We start from the raw sequence: 14,824 nt of genomic DNA, 5'->3' as shown, positions 1-14,824 counted from the left end.
GCGTTGAAGGGGCTGCTCATGCGCAGCGCCAGGGGGGACACGTCGACCAGTTTGTCGGTCGGCATCTTTTCGGCCGCCGGGTCGGTGGGTGGGAGATCGATGCCGGAAACCGGAGCGGCAGCGTTCTGTTGAGCCTCGTTAGCCCGTTCTGCTTGGCTGGTGTGTGCAGAACGGGCTACAGAAAAGAATAGAAGCACCTGAACGGTATCTTCCGGTCCCCCCAGTAGTCGGCGGCGTCGCGGAAGATGTCGAGCAGTTGCTCGCGGGCTTCCTTGTCGAACTTGGCATTGGCCGGAATCTGCTCGAGCACGATGACGAAGCCGGGCTGCGGGCCCGATTTATGCAGCGGGTCGGTCATGCAGTCGTACAGCGCGTCGAAGTTCTTGCCGAAATGCTGCGGAAAGGTGAACTGCTGAGCGATCAGATCGAGCACGTCCTGCTTGGTCTGGGCATTGCCCAGGTTGGCGTAGAGGAAGTGCTGGCCCGCCGCATGCGCCGCCTCCTGCAGGTCGCTCACGCGAAAGGCGCGAATCGACTGCACGATGTTAGGTCGCACGGAACGAAGGGATAGGGTCATCTCCGCTGGTCTTTCCATAGTTGTCGTCGTCATCATTTCTTCTGAGCGCTTGGGTGCGCCGCTCCAATCCAATTCATTGCTCATGGCACGATCCGTCTGAAACTTGCATAGTGGTCTGCCGTGTACCAGCACATCGCCGGCGCCGTGCGCTCGCCTCCGCAGACGATGCGCCGTGCACCACGATCGCGCGAGCCGGGTGTATCGACCGTGTACTCTCGGTAGTGGCCTCGTCGCTCTCGCGGCAACAAGCGTTCGCGGTTGCCGAACACCGTGCCGTCTTTCTCATGCCGGAAGGGACCACCGTTCAATATGGCCCCATAAGTGCGCTGGCCCTGCACCGGCAATTCGGCCAGAGCGACCGTTTCCTGTGCCGGCTGAACGGCGTGGGTGCCGGACCATTCACGGGCCTGGGCTCCGGCAGTGAGGGCTACGAGCATCAAGCTAGTGAGCACAAACTTGGAGACACGGGACGTGATCGAGGCGTAAGCCGCCATGGGGCACCAGAAGGAAAAGAGCGAGGGCCGAATCGGGGGGCAACCTTCGGGTTAACCCGCAAATTCAAGGCCGCAAGTGTGCACCAGGGGCGCACAAATAGCAAGCGCCTGCTCAATCTTTGAGCAGGCGCCAGGGTCTATGCGGGTCTTTGAAGTTAGCGACCGCTGTCGCGTTTGCGCCTATCGTTCGGCGTTTGCGTCGGCAACTGTGAGGGCTGTCATATTCACGATCCGGCGAACAGTCGCGCTCGCCGTGAGAATGTGCACAGGTTTGGCCGCGCCGAGCAGGACCGGGCCGATGGCGATGTTGCCGCCTGCCGCCGTCTTGAGCAGGTTGTAGGAAATATTGGCCGCATCGATGTTCGGGAAGACCAGCAGGTTGGCGTTGCCGGCCAGCGCGCTGTGCGGCATGACGGCGGCACGCTGCTTGCCGTCCAAAGCGACGTCGCCGTGCATTTCGCCGTCGACTTCCAGCCATGGCGCTTGCACACGCAGCAGATCGAGGGTCTGGCGCATCTTGACCGCGCTGGGCTGGTTGCTGCTGCCGAAGTTGGAATGCGACAGCAGCGCCGCCTTCGGCTTGAGGCCGAAGCGCATCATTTCCTCGGCCGCCATGGTGGTGATCTCGGCGAGCTCCTCGGGCGTCGGGTCGTAGTTGACGTGCGTATCGACCAGGAACACCTGCCGGTCGGGCAGGAGCAGGCCATTCATGCAGGCATAGATCGGCACGTCCTGCGGCGTGTTGGGACAGCCGCCCGGGCGCTTGCCGATCACCTGGTCGATGTAATGCAGGTGGATGGCGGTGGTGCCCCAGGTGCCGCAGATCATGCCGTCCACGTCGCCCTTGTGCAGCAGCATGGCGCCGATCAGCGTCAGGCGGCGGCGCATCTCGATCTTGGCGGTCTGCACCGTCGTGCCCTTGCGCTCGGTCATGCGGTGGTAGGTCTGCCAGAAGTCTCGGTAGCGATGGTCGTGCTCGACGTTGACGATGTCGTAGTCCAGCTCTTCCTTGAGGCGCAGGCCGAACTTCTCGATGCGCTGGGCGATGATGGCCGGCCGGCCGATCAGCGTGGGACGGGCGAGGCCTTCGTCCACCACGATCTGTGCCGCCCGCAGCACGCGCTCTTCCTCGCCCTCGCAGTAGGCGACGCGCTTCTTCGGCGCGCGCTTGGCGGCGTCGAAGATCGGCTTCATCGTGGTGCCCGAGGCGTAGACGAAGCTCTGCAGCTTGTCGCGGTAGGCGTCCAGGTCCGCGATCGGGCGCAGTGCGACGCCGCTCTCGGCCGCGGCCTTGGCCACGGCCGGCGCGATTTTCATCATGAGCCGCGGGTCGAAGGGCTTCGGAATCAGGTACTCGGGACCGAAGCTGAGCTTTTCGCCGACATAGGCGGCAGCCACGCGCTCGCTCTGCTCGGCCTGCGCGAGTTCGGCGATGGCATGCACCGCTGCGACTTCCATCTCGTCGGTGATGGTGGTCGCGCCGCAGTCGAGCGCGCCGCGGAAGATGTAGGGGAAGCACAGGACGTTGTTGACCTGGTTCGGGTAGTCGGTGCGCCCGGTGGCCATGACCACGTCGCTGCGCACGGCATGCGCGTCCTCGGGCGAGATCTCGGGGTTGGGATTGGCCAGCGCGAAGATCACCGGCTTGGCCGCCATCTTCGCCACCATCGCGGGCTTGAGCACGCCGCCGGCCGAGAGGCCGAGGAACACGTCGGCGCCTTCGATCACCTCGGCCAGCGAGCGCGCCGAGGTCTTTTGCATGTACTGGCGCTTGTCGTCGTCCATCAGCTCGGTGCGGCCTTCGTAGACCACGCCGGCGAGATCGGTCACGAACACGTTCTCGCGCTTCAGACCGACCTTCAGCAGCAGGTTCAGGCAGGCCAGCGCCGCGGCGCCGGCGCCCGAGGTGACGAGCTTGACCTGCGAGATGTCCTTGCCCACCACCTTCAGGCCGTTGAGCATGGCGGCCGCCACCGTGATCGCCGTGCCGTGCTGGTCGTCGTGGAAGACCGGGATCTTCATGCGCTTGCGCAGCTCGCGCTCGACGTAGAAGCAGTCCGGTGCCTTGATGTCTTCGAGGTTGATGGCGCCGAAGGTCGGCTCCAGCGCGGCGATGACCTCCACCAGCCTGGCCGGGTCCTTCTCGTCGATCTCGATGTCGAACACGTCGACGCCGGCGAACTTCTTGAACAGGACGCCCTTGCCTTCCATCACCGGCTTGGCGGCCAGCGGCCCGATGTCGCCGAGGCCCAGCACGGCGGTGCCGTTGGTGATGACCGCGACGAGGTTGCCGCGCGCGGTGTACTTGAAGGCGTTGACCGGGTCCTTGACGATTTCCTCGCAAGGTGCCGCCACGCCGGGCGAGTAGGCCAGCGCCAGGTCACGCTGGTTGAGCATCTGCTTGGTCGCCGCGATCGCGATCTTGCCCGGGACCGGAAGCTCGTGGTATTCGAGCGCGGCCCGGCGCAATTCGGCGCGCTTGTCTTCGGGCGTGGAAATCGGGGAGGTCAGATCTGACATGTGCCTTGGCTCCGTGCAACGCTTCTTGTGAGGGGCGCCGATTGTAGACCTCGGGCTCCAAGGGCACAGCCCGAGGCGCAGGGCGGCAAAAAGCGCCGAGGCGTCAAGCCGATGTGGCAATATGCCCAGCTCAGAAAAACCTGACGAGGAGCGACCATGGCGCTGATGGATTTCATCAAGAAACAGTTCATCGACATCATCCAGTGGACTGAGACCGGCGACGGAACGCTGGCCTGGCGCTTCCCGATGGCTGAGATGGAAATCCAGAACGGCGCCTCGCTCACCGTGCGCGAGTCGCAGATCGCGGTGTTCGTCAACGAGGGCCAGGTGGCCGACGTGTTCGGTCCGGGCATGTACAAGCTCACGACACAGACGCTGCCCGTGCTCACCTACCTCAAGAACTGGGACAAGCTCTTCGAGTCCCCGTTCAAGAGCGACGTCTACTTCTTCAGCACGCGCCAGCAGGTCGACCAGAAATGGGGCACGCCCCAGCCGATCACGATCCGCGACAAGGATTTCGGCGCCGTGCGCCTGCGCGCCTTCGGCAACTTCAGCTTCCGCATCGGCGACGCCAAGCTGTTTCACACCGAGATCTCGGGCACGCGCGACATCTATTCGGTGGCCGATCTCGACGGCCAGTTGCGCGGCCTGGTGCTGCAGAACATCAGCAACGCGATCGCTTCCAGCGGCGTGCCTTTTCTCGACCTGGCAGCCAACCAGATCCAGTTCGCGCAGGCGCTCGCGGCGCAACTGGTGCCCGAGTTCGCCAAGATCGGCATCAAGCTCGAGGCCATCACGGTCCAGAACGTCTCGCTGCCGGAAGAGCTGCAGAAGATCCTCGACCAGAAGATCGGCATGGGCATGGTCGGCAACGACATGAGCAAGTTCATGCAGTACCAGACGGCGCAGGCCATCCCGAAGTTCGCCGAGGGCGCCGGTGGCGGCAGCGGCATCGCGGGCGACGCGATGGGTCTGGGCGCCGGCGTGGCGCTGGGCCAGGTGCTGGCGCAGAACCTCGCGCAGGGCCTGAGCCAGGGCGCGCCTGGCGCACCGGTCGCTGCGCCGGCGCAAGCCGCGGTCGCGGTGGTCAGCCCGGCCGACGTGATGACCACACTCGAGAAGCTGGGCGAACTGAAGACCAAGGGCATCCTCACGCAGGAAGAATTCGACGCCAAGAAGGCGGATCTGCTGAAAAAGCTGGTCTGAGCCCGTTCCGTTCGGGCTGAGCTTGTCGAAGCCTCTTCGACGAGCTCGCAGCGAGCGGGCCCCTGCCGTCGCCTTTCGTGGCCACCGACTCCTCCCAGCAGCGTTACTACCGCGCGCCCTGCCCGGGCTGCGGCGCGCCGGTCGAATTCCGTTCGGCGCAGTCGACGCACGCCGTCTGCCCCTATTGCCAGAGCACCGTGGTGCGCCAGGGCGACACGCTCGCGCGCACCGGCAAGATGGCGGAGCTGTTCGACGACTTCAGCCCGCTGCAGCTGTTCGCCGCCGGCCGCATCCAGGAGCAGCCCTTCACGCTGGTCGGGCGCCTGCAATACAGCTACGACGGCGGGCGCTGGACCGAGTGGATCGCGGCACTCGACGGCGACCGCACCGGCATCCTGAGCGAGGACAACGGCGCCTTCGTCTTTTCGCTGCCCTTCGAGCTGCAGCGCGAGGCCCCGGATCCGGCCGAGCTGCGCGTCGGCGCCACCACCGCCTTCAACGGCCAGAGCTACACGGTGGCCTCGAACGAGCAGGTCAGGCTGGTCTCGGCGCAGGGCGAGCTGCCACGGCTGCCCGAACTCGGCCGGCCCTTCGCGGTGGTCGAGCTGCGCAGCGACAAGGGGCTGGTGCTCAGCCTCGACTACGACACCCAGCCGCCGGGCGCCTACCTCGGCCGCGCGGTGCAGCTCGAAGACCTGCAGCTCACCGGCTTGCGCGACGAATCGGCCAAGGACGAGAAGGGCCGCAGCTTCAATTGCCCGAACTGCGGCTCGCCGGTCACCGTCAACCTGGCGGACAGCAAGAGCATCACTTGCCGCGCCTGCAACAGCATCATCGACCTGACGCAGGGCATCGGCGGCGAGCTCAAGCATGCCGTACAGGACGAGCCGGTCCAGCCGCTGATTCCGATCGGCACCGTGGGACAGTTCCAGGGTGCGCAGTGGCAGGTCGTCGGCTTCCAGCACCGCATGGGCGTGGCACCCGGCGACGACGAGCATTTCGGCTGGAACGAGTACCTGCTCTACAACAAGAAGCGCGGCTTCAGCTTCCTGGTCGATGCCGAAGACGGCTGGAGCATGGTCAAGCCCACCACGGGCGCGCCGACCATGGCCGAGAACGGCGCGCGGGCCACCTACCTCGGCAAGGTCTATCAGCAGCAGTACGCCTACAACGCCGAGACCGGCTACGTGGCGGGCGAGTTCTACTGGCAGGTCGAGCGCGGACAGAAGAGCTTCAATCGCGATTTCGCCAGCGGCAGCGCGCTGCTGTCGATGGAGCGTTCGGCCAAGGAGCTGACCTGGTCCTCGGGCAGCAAGGTCGACAGCGCGGCCGTGGCCGCCGCGTTCAAGCTCGACGGCAAGAAAGACATGTTCAAGCGCAGCGATGCGCTGCCCGTGAGCGCAGCCTCCAGCCTCGGCTGCGGCACGATCATCCTGATCATCGTGGTGATCATCATCCTGTTGATCATCCTGAGCACCTGCAGCAGTTCGAGCGGCGGTTCGCGCAGCTCGGGAGGCTCTTTTGGCGGCTATTCAAGTGGCGGCGGCCACAAATGACGTTTTTTTCCGGAGGTCCTCATGTTGGGAATTGAATGGTTACGGCCCGCGGCCTTCCTGGGCTCGCTGCTCTACGCGGTCGTCGGCGTGCTGGTGTTCTGGGTCACCTTCCTGATCATCGACAAGCTCACGCCTTATGACCTGTGGCAGGAGATCGTCGAGAAGCAGAACGTGGCGCTCGGCTTGGTGGTGGCCGCGATGAGTCTCGGCATCTGCGTCATCGTGGCCGCAGCGATCCATTGAGCCCCCCGGCTTGCCACAACGTGTGCTTCGCCACCCCCCGCGGGGGAGGCTCGGCCGCCTTGGGGCGGCCCGGCGGCGACCGATGAACGAAGCGCCCATGTCCGCGCGCCCCGCTGCGGGGAGTGGCCCGCAGCCCGTCGAAGTCGCGCTGCTCGCCAGCGTGTTCGTGGTCGCGGCCTGCGGGCTGGTCTACGAGCTGAGCGCGGCGGCGCTGAGCTCCTACCTGCTCGGCGACTCGGTGCTGCAGTTCAGCACCATCATCGGCACCTACCTGTTCGCGATGGGCGTGGGCTCCTGGCTCTCGCGCTACTTCGAGCGCCAGCTGCCAGCGCATTTCCTGCGCATCGAGCTGATGGTGGCGCTCGTCGGCGGCGCGCTGCCGGCCCTGCTCTTCATCGCCAACGCCTACGTCCCTGGCGCCTTCCGCCTGCTGCTCTACGGGCTGGTGCTGGTGGTCGGCACGCTGGTCGGGCTCGAGATCCCGCTCGTGATGCGCATCCTGCGGCGCAACGTGATGCTCAAGGAGCTGGTCTCGCAGGTGCTGACCTTCGACTACCTCGGCGCGCTGGCGGTGTCGGTCGCCTTCCCGTTGGTCCTGGTGCCGCAGCTCGGCATGATCCGCACCGGCCTGCTCTTCGGCCTCATGAACGCGGCGGTGGCGCTGTGGGCGCTCTGGCTGTTTCGCCATGAGCTGCGCCGCGTCGGCGCGCATGCGCTGGCCTGCGTGCTGGCGCTGGCCGCGCTGGCCGGCGCCTTCGTGTTCTCCGAGCACATCACGACGCTGGCGGAAGACAAGTTCTACCAGGATCGCATCGTGTTCAGCGCGAGTTCGCCCTACCAGCGCATCGTGGTCACGCGCGGCGCCGCCGGACATCGCCTGTTCCTCAACGGCAACCTGCAGTTCGCGGAGCGCGACGAGTACCGCTACCACGAGGCGCTGGTGCATCCTGTGATGGCCGCGCACGGTGCGCCGAAGAAAGTTGCCGTGCTCGGCGGCGGCGACGGCATGGCGGTGCGCGAGATCCTCAAGTACCCCTCGGTGGAAAGCATCACGCTGGTCGAGCTCGATCCCCACATGACGCGGCTTTTCAGCGAGCACGAGACCCTGGCGGCGCTGAACGGCGGTGCGCTGAAGTCGCCGAAGGTCCGCATCGTCAACACCGACGCCTTCCAGTGGCTGCAGCAGAACAGCGAGATGTTCGACGTGATCGTGGTCGATTTTCCCGACCCGACCAACTTCGCGATCGGCAAGCTCTACACCAACTCCTTCTATGCGCTGCTCGACAAGCGGCTGTCCGCGAGCGGCTATGCCGTAGTCCAGACCACCTCGCCGCTGGTGGCGCGCAAGAGCTTCTGGACCGTGGCCGCCACCGTCGAATCGGTCGGCCTGCTGGCGACGCCCTATCACGCCCATGTGCCGAGCTTCGGCGAGTGGGGCTACATCATCGCGAGCCGGCGGCCCTACCGACTGCCCGATGCCTTGCCCGAGGGGCTGCGCTTTCTCGCGTTGTCCGCGGTGCCGCAACTGTTCGAGTTCCCGCGCGACATGGCGCGCGTGCCGGCCGAGGTGAACCGGCTGTCGAACCAGACGCTGGTCACGACCTACGAGCAGGAATGGGGCAAGGTCACGGGTCACTGATGGAACCCACCCCCAGGCTTGCCCACTTCGTGTGGCCGCCAACCCCCTTTCAGGGGGCAACACCAGCGGCCCGGCAAAGCCGGTTGCGCGGTGTTCCCCGAACAGGAGCTGCTGGATGAAGCGCCGCGAATTCCTTGCAGCTACGGCTGCCGGGGCCGCAGCCCTTGGAGGCTGCGAGGCGCCACACGTGATTGAAGGCGGCTTCACCGGCATCGATGTAGAGCGCGGCCACGCGTTGCGCGATGGCGCCTGGCGCGCCGGCGCGCCTGCCGGCGTGCGCCGTGCGCGCGTCGTCATCGCCGGCGGCGGCGTGGCCGGCCTCGCCGCCGCACGGGCGTTGCGGCTCGCCGGCATCGAGGACTTCGTGCTGCTCGAACTCGAGGACACGGCCGGCGGGAACAGCCGCGGCGGCCAGGTCGGCGGCATCGCTTGCCCGCTCGGCGCGCACTACCTGCCGGTGCCGGGCGACGAGGCGCATGAAGTGCAGGACCTGCTCGAAGAACTGGGCCTGCGCCGGCGCGTGGCGGGCCGCTGGGAATACGAGGAGCGCCACCTGTGCCATAGCCCGCAGGAACGCCTGTTTTTCCAAGGCACGTGGCAGGACGGCCTGTTGCCCGTGCAGGGCGTGGGCGAGGCCACGCTGACGCAGTACCGCCGGTTTTCGCAGCGCGTGGAGGCCTTGCGGCACACGGCGCGTTTCTCGATACCCGTGCTGCGGGCGCAACCTGCGCCGCTCTTGCTGGCGCTGGACGCCGTCCCCTTCGGAGTCTGGCTCGATCGCGAAGGCTTTACCGATCCGCATCTGCGCTGGTACCTCGATTACAGCTGCCGCGACGACTACGGCGCCGGCATCGCCCAGGTCTCGGCCTGGGCCGGCATCCACTACTTCGCCAGCCGCCATGGCTTCCATGCGCCGGGAGACGATGGCGCCGAGCGCGATGCGGTGCTGACCTGGCCCGAGGGCAACGGCTGGCTCACGCGCCGGCTCGCCGACCCGCTCGGCGATCGCTTGAAGGCGGGCCATGCCGTCGTGCGCATCGCGCACACCCGTTCCGGGGTCGAGGTCGATGCCTTCGATGTCGCCACCCGGTCGCGCGTGCGCTGGCAGGCCGAGCGCTGCATCGTTGCGTTGCCGATGTTCATCGCCGCGCGCGTGGTCGAGAACCCGCCCGAGCTGTTGCGCCACGCGGCCGCGCACCTGAGCTACGCGCCGTGGCTGGTCGCCAACGTGCATCTGCGAGCTCCACTGGCCGACCGGCCCGGCGCGGCGCCGAGCTGGGACAACGTGATCTACGGCACGCGCGGGCTCGGCTATGTCGACGCGCGCCACCAGGCGCTGGACCCCACGCCGGGTGCCACCGTGCTGAGCTGGTATCGCCCGCTCGGCCCCAGTGCCTACGATGGGCCGGACGGCCGCCGCCGGCTGCTCGATCGCCCATGGACGGCCTGGCGCGACGACCTGCTGGCCGAACTCTCGCGGCCCCATGCGGACCTCGCCGGGCTCGCCACCCGCATCGAGATCACGCGCTACGGCCATGCGATGGCGATACCGGCGCCCGGCCTGCTCGGCCAGCTCGGCGCGCGTGAGCGCGTCGCCGCCGGCCGGCTCGCCTTCGCGCACAGCGACTGGTCGGGCTATTCGATCTTCGAAGAAGCGTTCACGCGCGGACATCTGGCAGCGGCCGGTGGAGCCGCTGCGTGACGTGATTTTGCGGATTGGCGCAAAATGCGCCAATCAGGAGTGAAACCATGTCCACGGCAACCCCCTTTGCTTCCGTCAAGCTTCCGGCCGCGCTGGTCGACAAGGCGCGCAATGCGGCGCAGCCCATGCGCCGGTCGGTGGCCAGCCAGATCGAGTACTGGGCCACCCTGGGCCGCGCGCTGGAGCAAGCGGGCCTGTCCACGCAGGACAGCCAAGCGCTGATTGCGCGCGAGGAATCGGCGGCCTACGCTGTCGAGGTCAACGTGCAGCCCGCCCTCTCACCCGAACTCGACGCCTTGCACGGCCACGTGCTGGCTTTGGCGCAGTCCGGCGCGTTGGCTGAGCGCGCCAAGGTGGCGGTGGCCGAGAACCGCGCCAAGGCAGCGCCTCGTGCGCGTGGCCGCAACGCGGCCTGATGCCGGTTCTCCACCTGATCGCCGGCCCCAACGGCGCCGGCAAGTCGACGCTCTACCGTTATCTGATCCAGCCGCGCTATCCGCAGCTGCCCTTCATCAACGCCGATCTGTACGAGCGCGAGCAGCTCGGCCATGTCCGTCATGCGGTCCGGCGCTCCGAGGCCGCCCGGGCCTGGGCCGATGCGCAACGCGAGGCGCATCTGCGCGCCGGGCAGTCCTTCGTCAGCGAAACCGTCTTTTCGCACCCTTCCAAGCTGCAGCTCATCGCCAACGCACGCGCGCTCGGCTTCGAGGTGGTGCTGTACATCGTGTGCCTCGACGAGCCGCGCCGGCTGCTGGAACGCGTGCGGCAGCGCATTCACGAAGGCGGCCACAGCGTGCCCGCGGACAAGATCCTGGCGCGCTATCCGCGCACGCTCGAGAACCTGCGCCAGGCCGTGCGCGAGGTGCAGCTCGCGATGCTGTTCGATGCGACGGACACCGACGCGGGCGGCCCGCACCTCGTGGCCTCGGTGGTCGCGGGCCAGCTCCAGCCGCATGGGCCGTGGCTGCCCGGCTGGGCGCGCAAGGTGCTGAGCCCGCTGGGCGATGCGGCTTAGGGCGGCTTAGGGCCGCATCAGCGCCTCGATCTCGTCGGCCTTGACCGGCACGCCGCGTGAGATCAGCTCGCAGCCGGTCTCGGTGACGATTGCGTCGTCCTCGATGCGAATGCCGATGTTGTGGAACTGCTCCGGCACGCCCTCGCCCGGACGCACGTAGATGCCCGGCTCGATGGTCAGCACCATGCCCGGCTTCAGGATGCGGCTGGGCCGGTTCTTGATGACTTCGTTCGACAGCGGGTCCTTGCGTTCGCTCACCTCGCCCACCTGGGTCGGCTCGACGTAGCTGCCGCAGTCGTGCACGTCCATGCCCAGCCAGTGGCCGGTGCGGTGCATATAGAAAGGGAAGTAGGCGCGCTGCTCGATCACGTCGTCGACGCTGCCCACCTTGTTGGCGTCCAGCAGGCCCAGGTCCAGCATGCCCTGCGACAGCACCTTCACGGTGGCCTCGTGCGGATCGTTGAAGCGCTGCCCGGCCCGGGTGGCCGCGACTGCCGCGTCCTGGCTCGCCAGCACCAGGTCGTACAAGGCGCGCTGCGGGCCGGTGAACTTGCCGTTGGCCGGAAAGGTCCGCGTGATGTCGCTGGCGTAGCCGTCGAGCTCGCAGCCGGCGTCGATCAGCACCAGTTCGCCGTCGCGTACCGGTGCTGCGTCGGCACGGTAGTGCAGCACGCAGGCATTGGCGCCCGCGGCCACGATCGAGCTGTAGGCCGGGTATTGGGAGCCGCCGAGGCGGAATTCGTGCAGCAGCTCGGCGTCGAGGTGGTACTCGCGCACGTCCTTGCCCTCGCGCAGCATGCGCGCCGACAGCTGCATGGCGCGGATGTGGGCCCGGGCGCTGATCTGCGCGGCGCCGCGCATGGTGTCCTGTTCGCGCGCGTCCTTGACGAGCCGCATCTCGTCGAGCGGCCCGCACAGGTCGCGCTGCTCTTCGGGGCACAGCGCACCGTAGCGCACCCGGGCGCGCACTGCCGACAGCCAGCCGTCGATGCGCGATTCCAGCCCCTTGTGCGTCGCGAAGGGGTACCAGACGGTCGACCTGTTCTCCAGAAGCCGCGGTAAACGGGCGTCGAGTTCGTCGATCGCAAAGGCCTCGTCGACGCCGAGCGCGGCCGGCGCTGCCTCCGGCCCCAGCCGGTAGCCGTCCCAGATCTCCCGTTCCAGATCCTTGGGCGCGCAGAACAGCGTGGCACGACCTTCGCTTGTGAGTACCAGCCAGGCATTCGGCTCGGGGAAGCCCGTCAGGTAATAGAAATAGCTGTCGTGGCGGTACAGGAAGTCGGTGTCCCGATTGCGTGGCCGCTCGGGCGCGGTGGGAATGATGGCGATGCCATCGGCGCCCAAATAAGTAGAAAGATGTAATCGGCGGGCGGCTTGATGATTTGCGGTCATAACGTCACTATGCAATACCTTTGTAACTTCACTAGGGGAGAGTGGAAACACATAAGGAAAAGATTTGCAAGAAGGGTTGCCCGGTAGGACTGCACCCACGTACAAACGCACATCTTTGTCATATTGGAGGTGTTTTTGTTGAAATTTATCCATAAAAGCGCGCTTCTCCTGGTTGTTGCCGCAGGCGCGTTATCAGCTTGTGGAGGTGGGGGTGGTGGTGGCGGTGGTGGCTTTGCGGGCCTCGCCGCCGTGAGTGACCCGGGTACGGGCACGACGACCGGCAGCACGCCGATTCCGAATGATGTGGTCGACAGCTCCGGCAATCTGGCTGCCGACGCCTACAAGGCGACTGCCGCCCAGTTCGCGAAGGATGCAGGCATTGCTTATCGCTATGGCAACGCGCCGGCCGTGAACAACACCGGCATCCCGACCCTGGCAACCCGGCCGGACCAGACGATGAGCTATCACGCCGGTACTTGGCAGGTTGGTGGCCCGCTTCTCGGCGAGGCTGGCCTGTATTCGACCAACCAGGCGCACGTCGGCTTCGTCGCCGACAACACGGCTGCGCGCGTTGGCGTGGGCGATCTGCAGATTTCCGCGATCGATCACAACACCTTCGCGCAAGCGCCGCAGCTGCCCTGGCAGGAAGCGGCAGCCTGGGATGGCAGCGCCGGACGCGACAACTACAACATCAGTACCTACAAAGCTGCCGGGCAGGTGACGGGCGAACCGGTGGCGGTGGCGCGTTGCGGTGGTCGCACCGGCTTCTGCGCGACTTCCCTGGTGGCTTTCCAGAACGGCTTGATCGGCACCGCCGGCACCAACACCGCCAACAATCGCGTCTCGGTGAAGCTGCCCGCCAACAAGGTGCCCACCGGCATGGCCGTCACCAACACCAGCGAATACGCACTGGTGACCGTGTGGGACACGACGGCGCTGAAGGGCCAGGTGGCGGTGATCTCGCTGGCGGGTCTGTGCAACAACTGCGACCCCTACAACCCCAATGGCGGAAACGCGACGGGCATTCGCGATACGAAGTACAGCGCCTGGTACGACTGGTGGCATGAGTGGATGGGCGTGTACCCCGGCCTGCCTAACATGGGCAACACCGCCTTCATGAAGGTGCTGGGCTACATCGACCTGCCGGGCATGAACGCCCCGACGGAAATCGCCGTCACTACCGGCTTCGATCAGTTCCAGACTTCCTTGCCGGAGAAGAACGGCGAGTTCATGGGGCAGACCTATTCGCCGCTGACGGACGCGGCCAAGCGCGCCAGCTTCAGCAGCTCGGGCAGCAATGCCAACCGGTACGCCAAGGCGGGTGTGGCGGTGGTCATCTCCAAGTCGGAGAAGAAGGCCGCCTTCATCGACCTGAAGCCGCTGTTCAGCTACGTCAACAGCGTCTACTTCGGTACCGGTCCGACGGAGTTCACCAACCTGGGTCAGGCCGACAACCAGTGGCCGTACACCTTCGCCAACAAGCCGCAGCAGACGCCGACGGTGATCTCGACGGTGGCGCTGGATGACCGGCCGACAGCGGTCAGGACCACGCTGTTCGGCAGTGTGCACCGTGCCTGGATCGCCACCGAAGCAGGCTCGCTGCGCATCTACGGCCTGGGCAATGTGCCCACCGGCACCACGGCCGCGGATATCACTGAGAAGAGCCGCGTGGCCATCGGCAAGAATCCGACTTCGCTCGCCATATCCAAGATCGATCCGGACGACACCAGCTTCGAACCGCTGAACCGTCAGGTGCTCGTGGCTTCACGCGGCGATCGCAAGGTCCAGTGGGTAAGGTTCGCGGCCGATGGCAACAGCGGCAGCGTGGTTCGCGAATTGGCGGACAGCCGTATCGTCGACCCTATCTCGGTTGAAGACGCCGACAACTTCTCGAACGTGGGCCATGTGCTGACGATTGCGGACTACACCGGCAAAAAGGTATCCAACTACCGCTATGGCCCGGTGTTCTTCTCTGATCGTGGTGGCTCCTGGACCTGCCAGCCGCCGGGCGGATGCCCAGTCCAAGCGACTGGAGACGTCAAGATCGAGTTCGGCGGCAGCTATACGATGGAAGGCAAACCCTTCCAGCTCAAGACTGCCAACGTGCCTTGATCGGCTGAGAACTGCGCTCAATTGAACTGCGGCCCGCTCCATGCGGGCCGCTTTTTTTGCGCTCCAGTCTGGCGGCCGCAGCGTCCAGGTCCTTTTGACCGCCCATATGACAGTAAGAAGTAAGACAACACCGGAGTGCCTGGATTTGCGTTGAAGTCGTCACCAAGCACAACCTTGGTAACACCGCCCTAGGGAGCCGGAAACACACAGGAAAGGAAGTGCAAGAGAGGTTGCTCGCACCGGCCAACCCCCGTAAAAACCCCAACTTAACCAATTTGGAGGGATTTGCGTGAAAGTCACAGATAAAAGCGCGCTTCTGCTGTTTGTTGCGGCAGGAGCGCTCGCTGGTTGTGGAGGTGGGGGAAGTG

12 protein-coding genes are annotated in these 14,824 nt (G+C 66.1%); 8 read left to right on the top strand and 4 right to left on the bottom strand.

What is annotated here, in order from left to right; genetic code table 11:
* Nucleotides 1–175: 175 nt before the first annotated feature.
* The 3 genes from ACSQ9A_RS28700 to ACSQ9A_RS28690 all read right to left on the bottom strand — a co-directional run bounded on the left by ACSQ9A_RS28700 (nucleotide 176) and on the right by ACSQ9A_RS28690 (nucleotide 3,591).
* Nucleotides 176–610: a barstar family protein gene (locus ACSQ9A_RS28700; RefSeq protein ID WP_093107358.1), complete on the bottom strand. Its 435-nt coding sequence runs from the start codon at nucleotides 608–610 to the stop codon at nucleotides 176–178.
* 47 nt (nucleotides 611–657) lie between these two features.
* Complete coding sequence (locus ACSQ9A_RS28695) at nucleotides 658–1,071, bottom strand: ribonuclease domain-containing protein (protein WP_436306207.1); 414 nt, start codon at nucleotides 1,069–1,071, stop codon at nucleotides 658–660.
* Nucleotides 1,072–1,251: 180 nt separating this feature from the next.
* Nucleotides 1,252–3,591, bottom strand: coding sequence for an NADP-dependent malic enzyme (locus ACSQ9A_RS28690; protein ID WP_436306206.1), 2,340 nt, complete (start codon nucleotides 3,589–3,591; stop codon nucleotides 1,252–1,254).
* A 156-nt stretch (nucleotides 3,592–3,747) separates the two neighbouring features.
* Here ACSQ9A_RS28690 and ACSQ9A_RS28685 point away from each other — a divergent pair, with 156 nt between their 5' ends.
* From ACSQ9A_RS28685 to ACSQ9A_RS28655, 7 genes are all read left to right on the top strand, one after another.
* The gene (locus ACSQ9A_RS28685) at nucleotides 3,748–4,797 is read left to right on the top strand and encodes an SPFH domain-containing protein (RefSeq protein ID WP_436306205.1); all 1,050 of its coding nucleotides are present in this window, start codon (nucleotides 3,748–3,750) and stop codon (nucleotides 4,795–4,797) included.
* Nucleotides 4,798–4,874: 77 nt separating this feature from the next.
* Complete coding sequence (locus ACSQ9A_RS28680) at nucleotides 4,875–6,353, top strand: DUF4178 domain-containing protein (RefSeq protein ID WP_436306204.1); 1,479 nt, start codon at nucleotides 4,875–4,877, stop codon at nucleotides 6,351–6,353.
* Nucleotides 6,354–6,374: 21 nt separating this feature from the next.
* Nucleotides 6,375–6,596, top strand: a complete 222-nt coding sequence (locus ACSQ9A_RS28675; protein ID WP_093107114.1) for a DUF350 domain-containing protein — start codon at nucleotides 6,375–6,377, stop codon at nucleotides 6,594–6,596.
* Between the two features lie 97 nt (nucleotides 6,597–6,693).
* Nucleotides 6,694–8,235 carry a polyamine aminopropyltransferase gene (locus ACSQ9A_RS28670; protein ID WP_436306203.1) on the top strand — a complete coding sequence of 514 codons (1,542 nt, stop codon included), beginning with the start codon at nucleotides 6,694–6,696 and terminating at the stop codon, nucleotides 8,233–8,235.
* 115 nt (nucleotides 8,236–8,350) lie between these two features.
* On the top strand, nucleotides 8,351–9,937 hold the full coding sequence (locus ACSQ9A_RS28665; protein ID WP_436306202.1) for an FAD-dependent oxidoreductase: 1,587 nt from the start codon (nucleotides 8,351–8,353) through the stop codon (nucleotides 9,935–9,937).
* A 47-nt stretch (nucleotides 9,938–9,984) separates the two neighbouring features.
* Entirely contained in the window at nucleotides 9,985–10,353 is a 369-nt protein-coding gene (locus ACSQ9A_RS28660; protein ID WP_436306201.1) for a TA system antitoxin ParD family protein, read from the top strand.
* On the top strand, nucleotides 10,353–10,952 hold the full coding sequence (locus ACSQ9A_RS28655; RefSeq protein WP_436306200.1) for a zeta toxin family protein: 600 nt from the start codon (nucleotides 10,353–10,355) through the stop codon (nucleotides 10,950–10,952). The genes ACSQ9A_RS28660 and ACSQ9A_RS28655 overlap by 1 nt, the downstream gene beginning before the upstream one ends.
* Before the next feature lie 6 nt (nucleotides 10,953–10,958).
* Here the strand turns inward: ACSQ9A_RS28655 and ACSQ9A_RS28650 are convergent, their stop codons facing one another.
* Complete coding sequence (locus tag ACSQ9A_RS28650) at nucleotides 10,959–12,344, bottom strand: aminopeptidase P N-terminal domain-containing protein (protein ID WP_436306199.1); 1,386 nt, start codon at nucleotides 12,342–12,344, stop codon at nucleotides 10,959–10,961.
* 129 nt (nucleotides 12,345–12,473) lie between these two features.
* Here ACSQ9A_RS28650 and ACSQ9A_RS28645 point away from each other — a divergent pair, with 129 nt between their 5' ends.
* Nucleotides 12,474–14,456, top strand: a complete 1,983-nt coding sequence (locus tag ACSQ9A_RS28645; RefSeq protein WP_436306198.1) for a hypothetical protein — start codon at nucleotides 12,474–12,476, stop codon at nucleotides 14,454–14,456.
* The last annotated feature ends 368 nt before the right edge of the window (nucleotides 14,457–14,824 follow it).

This window comes from Variovorax sp. LjRoot290, assembly GCF_964253985.1.
Classification (GTDB): Bacteria; Pseudomonadota; Gammaproteobacteria; order Burkholderiales; family Burkholderiaceae_C; genus Variovorax.
This window is presented reverse-complemented; position numbering and strand designations above follow the sequence as displayed.

Excerpts from the sequence above, each read along its gene's own strand:
- ACSQ9A_RS28675 (WP_093107114.1), top strand. The coding sequence starts at position 6,375 with ATGTTGGGAATTGAATGGTTACGGCCCGCGGCCTTCCTGGGCTCGCTG.
- ACSQ9A_RS28695 (WP_436306207.1), bottom strand. The coding sequence starts at position 1,071 with ATGGCGGCTTACGCCTCGATCACGTCCCGTGTCTCCAAGTTTGTGCTC.
- ACSQ9A_RS28685 (WP_436306205.1), top strand. The coding sequence starts at position 3,748 with ATGGCGCTGATGGATTTCATCAAGAAACAGTTCATCGACATCATCCAG.
- ACSQ9A_RS28700 (WP_093107358.1), bottom strand. The coding sequence starts at position 610 with ATGACGACGACAACTATGGAAAGACCAGCGGAGATGACCCTATCCCTT.
- ACSQ9A_RS28665 (WP_436306202.1), top strand. The coding sequence starts at position 8,351 with ATGAAGCGCCGCGAATTCCTTGCAGCTACGGCTGCCGGGGCCGCAGCC.
- ACSQ9A_RS28670 (WP_436306203.1), top strand. The coding sequence starts at position 6,694 with ATGTCCGCGCGCCCCGCTGCGGGGAGTGGCCCGCAGCCCGTCGAAGTC.
- ACSQ9A_RS28655 (WP_436306200.1), top strand. The coding sequence starts at position 10,353 with ATGCCGGTTCTCCACCTGATCGCCGGCCCCAACGGCGCCGGCAAGTCG.
- ACSQ9A_RS28660 (WP_436306201.1), top strand. The coding sequence starts at position 9,985 with ATGTCCACGGCAACCCCCTTTGCTTCCGTCAAGCTTCCGGCCGCGCTG.
- ACSQ9A_RS28650 (WP_436306199.1), bottom strand. The coding sequence starts at position 12,344 with ATGACCGCAAATCATCAAGCCGCCCGCCGATTACATCTTTCTACTTAT.
- ACSQ9A_RS28690 (WP_436306206.1), bottom strand. The coding sequence starts at position 3,591 with ATGTCAGATCTGACCTCCCCGATTTCCACGCCCGAAGACAAGCGCGCC.